This window comes from Paenibacillus sp. MDMC362 (assembly GCF_003269305.1).
GTDB lineage: Bacteria > Bacillota > Bacilli > Paenibacillales > Paenibacillaceae > Paenibacillus_AQ.
Genome location: NZ_QLYT01000016.1, coordinates 213,178 through 227,250 on the forward strand (window position 1 = coordinate 213,178; position 14,073 = coordinate 227,250).

Consider the following 14,073-nt stretch of genomic DNA (forward strand, 5'->3'; position numbering starts at 1 on the left):
CTTCCATGCTTCGGCTTTCTTTGTATCGTATAAAATTACTCTTACCTCGGTTCGCTGCGCACGTAAAAAGTTACCTCGGTTCCTTTACCCAACGTGCTTTTGATATGAAGTCCTGTGCCGAAGTGCCGCTTCAAGCGCTGATGCGTATTGATCAGGCCGACTCCTGAGCTGCGGTCTGCATTTCTTTCCAATACCCGTTGCAATTGAACTTCGTCCATGCCGATCCCATTGTCCTGAACCGTTATCTCTGTAAGCGTGTCATGGACAGAAATTCGAATATGTATTTCCCCTCCGCGAGTGCGCTTCATAATGCCATGTCTTATTGCATTTTCAACCAAAGGCTGGATCGAAAGGAAAGGAATTTGTAACTCTTCGCAATCATCTACCTCCCAAACGACCTGCAGCCGCTCTTCAAATCGGACCTTTTCGATATATAAGTATGAACGCACTAGACTTAATTCCTCTTTAATCGAAACAAGTCCATCCGTATCTTGAAACCTAAATTTATACCTTAGAAAATTACTGAACTCATCAAGCAAATGGCGCATCTTATCCAAATTAATGTCACTCAAAGCGGTTACCGCGCTTAAAGCATTGAATAAGAAATGAGGTTGGATTTGGGCTTGCAGCCATGCCGCCTCCAATCGCAATTGTTCCCGAACCGTTTGTTTAACCGTCGTTAGCGCTTCAATCCGCGATCTGATTTCTAATGCTTCTACCGGCTTTGTCACATAATCGTTTGCTCCTGCTAAAAAACCGCTTTGGATATCCTTCGGCTGGCTTCTTGCGGTAAGGAGCAGCACCGGGAGCTCGGCAAGCGTATACCGCTCTCGAATTCTTCGTGTCAGCTCATAGCCCGACATCTGCGGCATCATAATATCGGAGATGACCAGATCCCATTCCCTCGTGTCCAGCATAGCCAACGCTTCTTTACCGCTCGTTGTCATCGTTACATCATAATCATCAGGCGGTAGTATGGTTTCGAGCACTTGCAGATTAACAGGATCGTCATCCACAATTAATAAGATCGGACGATGACGATTCATTGCAATAGAGGTTGTTGGTTTTGCCGCTGACGGGATGTCCTCTTTATCCAGGATGATGGGGGCAGTTTCCTGAGTCAGCGCTGGTTGTAATGTAAATGGTTTGAATGAGTTAGAAACAGGCTCCTCATCTTCCGCACTCAATTCCGCAAGCTTTAACGAAAATGTAAATTTCGAGCCTTCTCCTAAAACAGAAGATACTTCTAACGTACCTCGATGAAGCTCAATAAGCTGCTTGCTTATACTTAAGCCTAAGCCAAAGCCGCCTTCAATCATGGTCTCGCTAGCGCTGGCTTGCTCATACGGAAGAAATAAACGCTTCAGCATGTCCTCATCCATGCCGATCCCGGTATCAGCTATAACAATATACGCTCTTCCGTCTTCGGCCAAAGCTTGAATCGAAATGACCCCTTCATTCGTATACTTCACGGCATTATGAAGCAAATTGAAAACAATTTGAATCACCCGATTCTCATCCGCAATAACAGGTGGAAAATCCTCAGGAATCTGATTTACGATGTTGACGGACTTCACCTCTGCGTTAAATTGCAGCATATCAATGACTCCCGTTACGATCGGCTGAATCGATACGACTTTTTCCTGTAAACGGGGATTGCCTTCCCGCAGACTCATCACATCAATCAAATCATTTAATATAAATGTTAGCCGATGTCCTACCGATAGTACCGTTTCGAGCTCCTTGACACTTCGATCCTGTAACAAATGCCCTTCTCTGTTCAGCACGGACTGTGACATGTTAAGGATGCTATGAAGCGGATTTTTAAATTCATGAGACGTGTTCGCCAGGAATTGATCTTTATGGTCATTCACTCTTTGCAAGGTTGCGGCAATCTCCTTGGTGTTAGCATGCATGATGAAATAAGCCTTAAACCATACAGAGGCCAAACACCCCATCGATATAATCAGGTCAAACGGATAATGGACAATGCTCAAACCGCTCTCCCGCCAGAATAACGACCAAAAAAAATTGTGAACCAGCGCAAGCATAGAAAAGAGCAGTAACAGATGGCTTTTTATATCCTGGATTACTTTTTTTAAGATGGCTATGATCGTGATTACGGCCGCGATGCACCCCAATAGAAAATAAACCGGGAAGAGCATGATCACCTGATGCGGAGCTAAAAATAACGTAACCGCGGCAGTCCCCAGAGCCATTACGGTATAAACCGGATATACCCTGCGCCAGTAAGGGAGCTCACGATGATCCGTACATTCCAGCAACGCATAGCATCCGACAATGAAAGCGGCGTTGGACAGCCGAAAATCCCAATCACTGCCGATGTAAAATAATTGATGAAACAGCTTTTCATCGTTACTAAACAGGCTGGAAATGGTTACGCATAGTGTTAACAGGGAAAAATAAAGCAGCTTCTTCTCTTTATTTCCTAGCAAAAATAAAATAAGTGCATACACCGAATGCATAAGAAATATAATGGCTCCCAGCGTCTGCATGGAAACGGAGAATTTCATTTCCTGTGCGACGGCTTCTTCCGAACCGAATTTAATGGACCTGGCAATGCCGCCGCCTCGACTATCCACATAATTTGCCGCCTGAATCACTACATCGATGACGCCGTTTTTGTCTGCTGTAAAGCTTGTAGAGTAAGGCAGGTTCTTCGCCGTATATTCTTCCTTTGTTTTCGCCACCTGCCCGGATTTAGCAAGCAGTCGTCCATTTACATATAATTCGGATGACGTGCGTACGCTGGGTACACGAATACTATAATTAACGTTCTGTTTCGGGTTTACCTTAATACGCAGGCGGTAGGACGCATAACCATATGGAGTCGGCTCTTCACTATGCAAAGCTTCGTTCCATCCTCCCGGAACCGAAATCAGCTTTGGCTCGATCTCGGCTGACACACGCTGCCGACGACTACCATCCAGCAACCATAGTGAAGGATAAAACTCCCATTCCCCATCAAGTAAGAGCACGCCGCCATCATCTGCATTCCAATGACGCAAATCCAGCTGCCCGTTCGTAATGGACACCTGCTCTTGATGAGGCAACAATACCATCCACACCATACGCAGGCTCGATAGAATGACTAACAATAACCCTATTAACAAGATCATATGACTCTTTTTCATTTGGTATATGGGTGAGTCGTTTGCCAAGAAGTATTCTCTCCTAATCCATTCTAATGTAGGCACTGCTCCATGCAAGAACAACCATTGACGACTTCCATGCCATCAATGGTTGTTTTAAGTTGCTTCATTATTTATTGCTCAATTTAGTAATTTCAGCAGCTATGCAATTAATACTCTTACCGCTGCACGCGTCAATTGTTCAATATCCAAAAATTGTCCTACATTAGATTAACAACCCTATCTATACAAAATCTATACAGGCTGGCCTAGGGCATTGACAGCGATTCTATGACGGGACACAAACTATATAGACAACAAAAAAAGAGCGTCCCCCTTATGGGAAACGCCCTTTCTAGTTCTCCGAATTATTTCAAGCCCAGTACTTCAAAATCATAAATCCGCGTAGCCGTGTCCCCGCCTTGCGTCGCCTTCTCTATTTGAAGACGCACGTACTGTGCGGAGGTGAGTTCGATGGCATGGCTGCTGACCGCTTTCGTATTGTCTTTGACCGATACCGCGTCCTTCCATTCCCTGCCATCCAAGCTTACCTGAATGGTAAATGCCCGCGTATTGAACGCGGCCGGCTCGCCCCCGGCTTCCGCATGCTTGATCACGAATTCGCTGAGCTTATGCTCGGCTCCCAGGTCCACCGTCAGCCAGTGAGGCCCGTCTCCAACAGCACACCACTTGGTGGCGTCGTTACCGTCCACCGCAAATGCAGGTGCTTCCTTCTCATTCACGAAGCTGGATGCTGATGTTTCCTTGCCAAGAGCAAGGTTGCCCACGCCATTCTCCGCTTCCCGTGTAACCGTGATGAGCTTCTTCCGAACCAAGTCCTCGCCAACGCTATTTGTAGCGGTTAGCGTCACTTCGTACGTTCCTTCCTCCGGATAGGTCACTTTAGGATTCTGCTCCGTGCTGGATGCTGGCTGTCCGCCCGGGAAGCTCCAGCTCCAGGACTCCGTCACTTCCGAGGAAAGATCTGTGAATTGTACCGTTTCTCCCGGTGCGATCAGCGTTTTATCCGCTTTGAAGGCTGCAACCGGCTTCGGATATTCCGGCCAGTCCAAGCTTACCGACGATGCTTTTCCTTGTTCGTAATGGCGGTTTACCGGAATCACGACCATCTTGGTTGCCTGCTCCTTCAGCATCCGCTTCATTTCCGGCACGTAATATACCGTATTCCCCGTCATGCCCATCAACTCGTACTTGCCGTCCGGATGAACCCGGTACACCTGGTAGTACATCACGTCCTCAGCCTGTTTCGGTGCCTTCCAAGACAATCGCGCATCTCCATATATTCCGTCGCGGAAATCATTATCGATGACCTGAAGATCGGTCACCTGGTGCGGTTTCTTCGCCTTATCGTTCACCTGAGTAACGGCCAGTTTTCCAATATTCGCCCGATAATCCGCTATATCCGCGGCTGATTCGAATTGCAGCGAGATTCCCACGATCGTGCGGCCTTTATACTTGTTCAGCTTAACGCTGCCCTGCTTCCAATCCTGATCGGCACCCGTGACGGTCCACTTGCCAGGCTCGAAAAATTCATACCGATCCGGCGCATCGGAGAATGCCAACCCAATCTTCACCTTGGCGTCCTTCGCATTGTCCGCATAGACGAGCGATACTTCCGTCGTCGGTTCTACCGGGATATTCGCCTTATACAGCTTGACATGAGTAGAGGAGCCTTTGCTTACGGCACCCGCCACCTGAAGCGAGCTGCCTCCGTAGTAAGATTTGCTGAAGTCAAATCCAGGCTTGAGGGCTTCACCCTTGCCATTGGTTTCCGTGATCCAGCGCCAGGTCGGCAAAATATCCTGCAGGCTCCGATTGCTCCAGTCCCTGCTCCGCATCACTTTACCGTCCACCGCAAACATATGGCCGTTCCCGGTATTGAAATGGGTGACAAATTCGGAATCGGTGAGCACGGTTTTGGCCACCACATCATTCGCAATCCCTCTCCAGGCGAGCGGATCGGTCCCTTCAGGCTGCGAGGTATTAGCAGGATTCATGCCAGGTCCCGCCCAGAAGATCTGCTCCTTTTTCATATACTCCTCATGGGTTTCGGAGCTGTTGAACGCCCAATCGGGACGATAAATGCCAAGTGAAGTCGTGGCTTTCTTCCCATCCGGGAACACAACCGGCCAATTGAACTTGCCTTCGTAGCCCTTCGCCTCCACGTCGATGCCGGCATATAAATCATACGGACTGCGGCCAAGCTCCGCCGCTTTGGCCGGGGAATTCAGGAACGGAGTAATGTAGTCGTATTTGCCGTTCTTCTCATCCTTGTACTGCCAGCGGAAATCGATAAACATATGGTCGGAAACCCGCTGATTTCCCGCCTGGAAGAACATCTCGTTCTGGTCCGTCAACGCGCCCTGCCACTTCACCGGTCCTTCCTTGATCATGGAATCGTACCAGATCACTTCCATGCCCGGCGCTTTTTTCTGCTGAAGATACGTTAAAAACTGGGCCATCTTGGCGGCATCCTCAGGCGTTCCGCCCTGAGTCTCCTGATTGATGAACCAGCCGTCAAATCCGTAATACGTGGCAACCTCAATCAGTTTGTCTGCAACCGGGAAGGATCCATCCTCCCGCTGCTTTAACAGATCGTGCATCCACTGGATCTTGCCTCCATGCTCGGTTTGCGGCAAGAAAACGGTTCCAAAAACAGGTACGCCATTCTTGTGCGCCGCATCGATCACATCGGCGCTTGGCGGAACGATCAACCCTTCGCCTGCCGAGCCGCCCCACATCACCAGCTTGTCAATATACTGCCAATTGCTGAACGTATAGGTATGGAACTTCTCCGAGCCTTGGGAAGGAGCTCCGCTTGTGCTTGGATACATGGATGCGATCGATAAAACCTTCACTTCCTCCTTGGCATTGCTGTTTACCTTATGACCCTGGATACGCTGATCCTCCAACTTAACCGTTCCCCGATTAAATAGCGCATCCTTATCCGTGGACGGCGACCATTCCAGCAGCGTGTTCGGATACCAATATGACGAGTGAGGCTGTGCTGCTTCGGCTTCTCCAGCAAAACCCGTCAGGGACGCGGCCAGCACTGCCGTGCTCATCCATACCGTCATTCTGCGTTTCCACTGGGCTTTCGTTAAATAATCCGGTTTGATTCGTTTCATGGGAAAACCTCCTGTTTATTTCATGATTTCGTGGTGAACAAATGCGTTTTCCATCTAAAAGAAGGAATGACAGAGAGAAACGGCCGCTTTAGATCAGCCGTTTCTACCCACTCATACACTTTTTATGGATTACTTGTTTTGAGCCTTCCACTCATCAAACTGCTTTTGAGCTTCAGCGATAACCTTGTCAATTCCAGCATCCTGGAATTTTTGTTTTGCTTTTGGCAAGTATTCTTCAGGATCGATGGAGCCGGTGTACAGCGCAGGAATGAATTCCTTCGCTACGTTGGTGATGGCCGCAACCTCCGTTTTTACCGGAGCCGTGTCGAAGTTAAAGCCGAACGTAGGAGCTACCACAGCCGAGCTGTTAAACTTCTCAAATGCTTCCCACTTGTCTTCAGGCTCGCCTTCATGAAGATACGTCAGGAACATATTGCCGAGCGCAAATCCAGGCATGGCATAGCTTTCCTGCATAGCAGGCATATCTTCGATGTATGGTCCTTCAAGCTTCTTGTAGTGCGTGCCTTCCAAACCATATTGAATCATATTCCGAAGCTTCACATCCGTATTCAGCAGGTTCAAGAACATCATCGCCCGCTCCGGATTTTTGGAGTACGAAGAAATCGCCATCATCGAGCCCGCAGCGGAGCTGGTGTAAATGACCGGATCATGCATCGGTCTTGTCACAATGTCATATCCCGCGTTTCTGGACCAGCCGAGCTCCGCGTATGGCTGTGTAATCTCGCGGTCCACGAGCCATTTGCCGGTTTTGATGTTATCAATGCCGTCGAGCGTCGCTACGTCCTCGCGCACATAACCCGCTTTATAATATTTGCGCATCGTGGTCAGAGCCGATTTCAGTTCAGGTGAATCCAGCAGATTCTCAAATTTAAAGTCCTTGGTGTCAAGGTACATCCCGATCGGAATTTCATCACCAAGCGGGAAGTCGACCGGCAAGTAAGGCTTAAAGCCTTTTGGTACGGCAAGCGGTGTAATATCCGCAGGCTCGTTCTCTTTAATCGTTTTCAGGAGCGGCTCCAGATCCTCAAGTGTTGTCACTTTCGAAATGTCCAGGTTGTACTTATCCAGATACTTCTTATTGAAACGCCATACAAACTGTTGTGCCAATTCCTTGTTGGCCGGGATGCCATAGTTCACGCCATTGACCTTCGTTCCTTCCAAGAAACGAGGATCCAGCGCTTCCTTAATGCCTTTTCCATATTGATCAAGCAGATCATTCAGCGGCTTAAATGCGCCCTTCGCTGCATTTGGCAGATAATCGAACGCCCATGAACTAGTGAAGGCAATGTCGTAATTCTCGCCGGAGCTTGTAATAACCTGCATCCGCTGGCTGTAATCGCCCCAGTCGATCATACTGATCTCGAGCGTTGCATTGATTTTTTCCGTCAAATATTTATTGATTTCCTCTTGAACCACGGGAAGATCCTTCTGGTTTGGCCCGATCATGTACATTTTCAGTTTGACCGGATCCAGCTTGGAAACATCGACCGTGCCGTCGCTCTGAACGGCTGCCTCTTCCTTCGCAGGCTCGCCGGACTTAGCGCCTTCCTTGCTGCCGCAAGCCGACAATACGACCGTCAGCAGAAGCACAAGAGCAAGGGACAGTATAGAAACCTTTTTCTTAAACATGTGTTTTCCCCCTGTATCACTTAATGGTTAATGCTATATTGATACCGCTTACACACCTGAAACATCAAAGCCGGATATCTCCGGCCGTATGCGATGCGGGTACAACCATATGAAATTAGCCTTTGACCGAGCCTACCGTCAGGCCCTGGACAAAATATCGCTGGAAGAACGGATACGCCATTACAATCGGCAGTGTCGCCAATACGACCATCGCCATCCTTACCGTCTCTGTCGGCAGGCCGGCTGCTGCATCGAATGAACCGATATTCTGCGCATTCTGCGTCAGGAAGTCCATGTTCTTCTCGATCTTCATCAGCATGAACTGCAGCGGTGGCGTTGCCTGTGGATTGTTATAATACAGCAAGGCATTAAACCAGTCGTTCCAGTAACCCAAAGAGCTGAACAAACCAATCGTTGCAATCCCCGGCAGCGAGACCGGCAGCACGATTCGGATAAAGGTCAGAAACTCCCCGGCGCCATCGATTTTGGCGGACTCGATAATTTCATCCGGAATCGTCGTTTGGAAAAAGGTCCTCATGACGATGATGGAGAACGCGCTCAAGGATAAAGGAAATATCAACGCCCAGATCGTATTTTGCAGATGCAGGAACTGGGTCATCACGATATAACCAGGTACCATACCGCCCGAGAACAGCATGGTAAAGAATGCAAGGAAGCTGAAAAAGCCTCGAAATTCAAAGTTTCGACGGGACAATGCATACGCATAAGTCGTAACCAATGCCAGACTCACCAGTGTCCCCAGTACCGTGACCAAGAGCGTTAAGCTGAATGAGGACAGCAGCTCGCCTCCCGTTTCAAAAATATATTCGTACGCCGCCGTACTGAATTGACTCGGCAGCAGCCTGAAGCCTTCCAAGACCAGCGTCTGTTCGTCGGTCAAGGAAATAATAATAACAAATAGAAACGGAAAGATACAGGAGAACGAGAAGATGCCGATCACGATATTGAAAATCGTATTCCACAATGGGGAGATGGCGTTGTAGTCTCTCTTCTTTGGACGCTTTGCCGGCTGATTCGCGGTTTGCGTGGATAGCTGCGTCATGAACGGTACACCTCCCTTGGATTAGAAGATCGCATGATCTTTTTCAATTCGTCGAACGATATAGTTGGCGACAAGAATCAGAACCAGCCCTACAAGCGATTGATACAAGCCCGCTGCCGTACTCATTCCGATGTCCCCCATATTGATCAGTCCGCGGTAGACGAAGGTATCGATAACATTCGTTACCGGGTAGAGAGCGCCCGAGTCCTTCGGAAGCTGATAAAACAATCCGAAATCGGAACGGAAAATGCCTCCGATTGCCAATATGGTCAGGATGATCATAAGCGGCTTCAAGAGCGGAATCGTAATGTACCGCGTTTGCTTCCACTTGTTGGCCCCATCGATAACAGCCGCTTCATAATAGGACTTGTCGATCCCTGTAATAGCCGCCAGGTAAATAACGCTGTTGTAGCCCACGCCTTTCCAGATGCCGACAAAAACGAGAATGAAGGGCCAATATTTAGCTTCGGCGTACCAGCTGATCGGCTCTCCCCCGAAATAAGTGATGATTTGATTCAACGTCCCTTTATCTACGCTCAAGAAGGTAAACGCAAAATAACTGATAATAACCCACGACAAAAAATGCGGCAGAAACATGCCGGTCTGATATACCTTGGCCGTCCGCTTGTTGACAAGCTCGCTTAGCATGATCGCAAAGCCCACCGCAATGATCAGGCCCAGGATAATAAAAGCCAGGTTGTACAGAATCGTATTCCTCGTAATGATATAGGCATCATTGGTTGTAAACAGATATTCGAAGTTTTTGAACCCTACCCATTCGCTGTTGAACACGCTGGCAAAAAATCCGTCCGGGCTTATACGGAAGTCCTTAAAGGCGAGAACGGTGCCGAACATGGGCAAGTAAGCAAAGATAAGAAACCAGATGGTTCCGGGCAGTATCATCAGCAGCATAAACCGGTTGCGTATAACCTTTTTGATGAACCCCGACATGAGCACTCCTCCTCTTCCCCGTTAAATACAAGCGATGCGGCTGTTCTAGAAGATCCCCCATGATCTATGTCAATGCGGCTATTCTATCACCCGACCTTAACTACTATCATTGTGCCAAGTAAGCGCTATCGCGCTCAAGTTGAAAAATACTAGAACGGGATGGATAAATTAAAGAATCCCCAGAAAATAACAAAAAACAGGCCGCAGGGTTATCAGCCCTGAGCCTGTCACTAGACGGTTTACGGTTTATTTAGATCCGATACATGGACCTCATTTCAGTTGGAGATACGCCCGTATATTTTTTGAACTGCCTGTAAAAGTACGAGCTGTCCGTGTAACCTACGCTGAACGCAATATCCGCCGTCTTTTGATCGGTATGTAAGAGGAGCTGCGTGGCTTTCTCGATGCGGTACTGGTTCAAATAATCCGAGAAGCTTGCTCCGACCTCCTGCTGAAAAAGCTGCCCCAAATAATTCGGATGCATCTGCAGCCGCTGGCTCAGCGTCTTCAGGGAAAGCTCTTCCGGATAATGGTGCTGGACCTGCTCTACAAGGAACGAGACGTGCAGGCTATAGCCCTGATCCGCTTCTTCCAGGCGCGCAAGGCTGCGCTCGACGATACGCCACACATGATTTCGGAGTCCCTGGAGCGTATTAATCCGGTGCATTGGCGTAAACACCTCGCTGTAATCGGGGTTCTTCTCCATATCCTTCGCCGCGATCATCAGCTGGACAGCCGCATTCAAGCAGGTTCCCCGGGGTACCGTCTGCTCCCCGCTGTCACCGCCGAGAACGGACTCGATATACGCCTGCAAGGAGGGGACGTCTCCCTCGATCAGCAGCTTCGCGAACGTGTCGGGGCGAGCGGACGGCGAAGATGCCTGAACGGTCTCCGGTTCCGCAGGCGGACTGTACAGCGTCATGTCATCTCCGGCAATCAGGCAGGCGTTGAAGTGGATCTTCGCCTTCCTGTAGCTCTCCTGAATGTCTTTGAAATCATTGAATCCCGCATTTCCTTCGGAGCACCACATGCGCAAGCCAGTCAGCTCCCGCAGCTTGACCATGGCATTTCTCATACCCTCCCGTGCGGCATCCTTCCGTTCAGTCATCGCGACCGACATTACGACGATATCGTCATCCGCATCGGGGAAGCAGATCACCTCATGGTCTCCCCCAAGCTCTTCTGAGTAAACCCGGCAATATTCATCGGCTAGGCTGGTCAAACGATAGAGCTGGGATACCGGGCGTTCGTCGGATATGAGCCGCAATACGTAAACCTGGTAAGACACATAATTGAGCGGAATTCCGAGAAGTTCGGCTCTTTGTTTTAATTCCGAGCTTTTGATGTCGCCGTTGACCCATCGCTGCAAAATATTGCTGCGGAGGATCTTCCAATCCTCTTCGGAGCGAAACCGTTTCAATTCCTCGCGCTCCCAATCGCCTCGAATATGCTTAATGGTGGCTTCCAGCTCCTCAATGTTGATCGGCTTCAAAATGTAATTCTGAATGCCGAGCGTGATCCCCACCTTCACATATTCAAATTCTTCATACCCGCTCAGCACAATGAATTTGGTGCGGGGATGTATTTCCTTTACCTTCTTGATCAGCTCAAGCCCGTTCATTCTGGGCATCATAATGTCCGTGATCAGCAGATCCACGGGCTCTTCTTTCAACCTCTCAAGCGCCTGTATCCCATCATTGGCCGAACCAGACACATGCAGGTCGTAATTCTGCCAATCCACAATGGTGGCCAAGCCCTGAGCAATCAAAGGCTCGTCATCAACAAAAAATACCTTCCTCATGTCGTCTCCCCCTTGCGAAGCATCGGTATTTCCATGCGGACCTCGGTGCCCTGTCCTTCCGTACTGTTTATAGTCACTCCGTAATCATTCCCGTAGTTCAGCACGATTCGTTCATGCACGTTCATCAGCCCAATCGAACGGTGGCCCTTTTCGAGAGGCTGGAGAACCTTGTTCAGCGTGCCGCGGATTTGGGTCAGCTTTTCCTCCGGAATGCCCGTTCCATTGTCCGATACGATGATCACGACCCGGTCCCCTGCCCCATAAGCTCGGACTGAAATTTGATTGTTGTCTTCCAGCGGACGAAATCCGTGAACGATATAGTTTTCCACGATCGGCTGGACCAGCAGCTTGATAATGCTGGCACTTTGGATTTCTGGATCCACCTCGATCTCCGTCTCCAGCCGGCCGTCATAGCGAATGCGGAACAAATCGAGATAAACGGAACACATGTCCATTTCCTCTTCAACGGTAACCATCGTGCTTTTCTTTACCATGTTCTTGAACATGACCGACAAGCTGTATATCATTTGTCCCACTTCCTTCGCCCCCACAAAGTACGCCTTCATGCGAATGGATTCAAGCGTATTGTATAGAAAATGGGGGTTGATCTGGGATTGCAGGGCAACCAGCTCCGCGTTTTTTTGCTTGATTTCCGAGGTATACATTTTATCGATGTATTGCTCCAAACGGTCGCCCATGTCGTTAAACCGGCGGGAAATCTGCTGAAGCTCGTCTTCGCCGGACATTTGAATCCGCGTCGACAAATCCCCTTCGCCGATCCGGTTCATTGAGCGGATGATCCGCTGCACTTTTTTGGAGAACTTGCGAACGATCGTAAACGTAATCGCAAAACTGGCCGCCATAAACACCAGAGTGACCAGAATCAGTCCGGTTCTGAGACTCTCCGTGCTCTCTTCGATCAGGGATTTTGACACAATGCCCACCACCGACAGGCCCGCATTGCCGACATTCAATATGTTCACTTTGGAGGGTTCGTCCAGCTGAACCCAGTCCCCGGCTTTCTCCTGCTCCAGGTGGTAGGGATAGGTTTGGCCGTAGTACTCGTCCTCCGAATCGTAAATCACGGTTCCCTGTGCGTTTAACACCAGGATCCGGCCTTTGACCGAAGCGCGGCTCTCCAACCAGGATGAAATTTGCCGGGCGTCGAACTCCACATTCATCATCCCCACCCGATTCAAGGTCCACGGGTCCTTCAGCTCTCTCGAATAGGAATACGACCTTGGACTGGAGCCTCCGGATGAACGCGAGGACTCGTTCTGCGGCATGGTATCCCAGCTATGCTGCTCCCGGCGGGCGAACCAGGTCTCCCACTTGTTCTTGGAGCCCGCTTCATTATTCAACTGCTGGTTGGTCCGGCTGATATGCATGTAAAAATTGTTCGGATAGCTGTAGATCGACACGCTTCTGGCGCTTGATTCCTGCTCCAGGTAATTTTTCAGCAAGGTATTGAAAGAGCGCAAACGCTGTTCTCCCGTCCTGGTGTACAAATCCAGGCGGTATTTCAGGTAACTCTCATATTCGTGGTTCAAAAAGTAGATCAGCTCATCGCTCAGCGTGGCATCTCCGTAAATCTGCTGAAATATATTCTGTATGCTCTCATACTGCCGGCTTAAATAAATATTCAGAACATGCGCGGATTTAAGATTCGCATCGGTCTGCTCGCGGAGTATGCGCTGCGTTTGGTATTGATAAACCAGGGTTGCCGCAATGGCAAACAGCACGATCATGACGGTCGAATACAGCACAACGATTTTGTTGAACATTTTTCGCTTCAGATGATTTAAATAGAATTGGCGCAGTCTGAAAATATGAAACACACCCTGTTCTATAATGGTCACTTCGGCACCCAGTGTACACCCTTTCCGTAAACCCGGCAATTGAAACTTGCATCTTTATGAAGCCCAAAGAAATAAGTCACGCGCTTTCGAGGCCCACGAATTCGGCACTCCGCCTATGCCACCGAACGCGGCATAAACGTATTCTAGTATGGAATTGATGAATTTCGAAGGCAGCAAGGAGTGAGATCCCGTTCGTTCTGACCGAACGCGAAATGGAAATACTAATCGTTACTACTCTTTTGAAATATTAATTTTGCGGGCAACAGGGGGGGCTTTTTCCTCCTCGATCGTGTCGATGACACTGTCGATCACGGATCGCGATGCAAGCAGCCATTCCTTGACCGCGTTTTTTACATGCTCCTTGGTTTGATGTCGCTCCATACTTTCCAACAAACGCTCCACTCGAAGCAGATTTTCCATCACTCGTTCCCTCCTAAGCTCTGCGCTT

Annotated in this window: 8 protein-coding genes; all 8 read right to left on the reverse strand. The window is 49.1% G+C overall.

The window, feature by feature from the left end:
* Positions 1 to 41: 41 nt before the first annotated feature.
* Positions 42 to 3,155: an ATP-binding response regulator gene (locus DP091_RS08700; RefSeq protein WP_373456906.1), complete on the reverse strand. Its 3,114-nt coding sequence runs from the start codon at positions 3,153 to 3,155 to the stop codon at positions 42 to 44.
* A 365-nt stretch (positions 3,156 to 3,520) separates the two neighbouring features.
* Complete coding sequence (locus DP091_RS08705) at positions 3,521 to 6,301, reverse strand: endo-beta-N-acetylglucosaminidase (protein ID WP_113057954.1); 2,781 nt, start codon at positions 6,299 to 6,301, stop codon at positions 3,521 to 3,523.
* Positions 6,302 to 6,430: 129 nt separating this feature from the next.
* On the reverse strand, positions 6,431 to 7,951 hold the full coding sequence (locus DP091_RS08710; RefSeq protein WP_113057955.1) for an ABC transporter substrate-binding protein: 1,521 nt from the start codon (positions 7,949 to 7,951) through the stop codon (positions 6,431 to 6,433).
* 115 nt (positions 7,952 to 8,066) lie between these two features.
* Positions 8,067 to 9,014, reverse strand: coding sequence for a carbohydrate ABC transporter permease (locus tag DP091_RS08715; protein WP_113057956.1), 948 nt, complete (start codon positions 9,012 to 9,014; stop codon positions 8,067 to 8,069).
* A 21-nt stretch (positions 9,015 to 9,035) separates the two neighbouring features.
* Positions 9,036 to 9,965: an ABC transporter permease gene (locus DP091_RS08720; protein ID WP_071219420.1), complete on the reverse strand. Its 930-nt coding sequence runs from the start codon at positions 9,963 to 9,965 to the stop codon at positions 9,036 to 9,038.
* Between the two features lie 250 nt (positions 9,966 to 10,215).
* Positions 10,216 to 11,766 carry a response regulator transcription factor gene (locus DP091_RS08725; RefSeq protein ID WP_113057957.1) on the reverse strand — a complete coding sequence of 517 codons (1,551 nt, stop codon included), beginning with the start codon at positions 11,764 to 11,766 and terminating at the stop codon, positions 10,216 to 10,218.
* Positions 11,763 to 13,664: a sensor histidine kinase gene (locus DP091_RS08730; protein ID WP_258394443.1), complete on the reverse strand. Its 1,902-nt coding sequence runs from the start codon at positions 13,662 to 13,664 to the stop codon at positions 11,763 to 11,765. Before DP091_RS08730 ends, DP091_RS08725 begins: the two co-directional genes overlap by 4 nt.
* Positions 13,665 to 13,856: 192 nt before the next feature.
* The gene (locus DP091_RS08735) at positions 13,857 to 14,045 is read right to left on the reverse strand and encodes a hypothetical protein (protein ID WP_113057958.1); all 189 of its coding nucleotides are present in this window, start codon (positions 14,043 to 14,045) and stop codon (positions 13,857 to 13,859) included.
* Between the last annotated feature and the right edge of the window lie 28 nt (positions 14,046 to 14,073).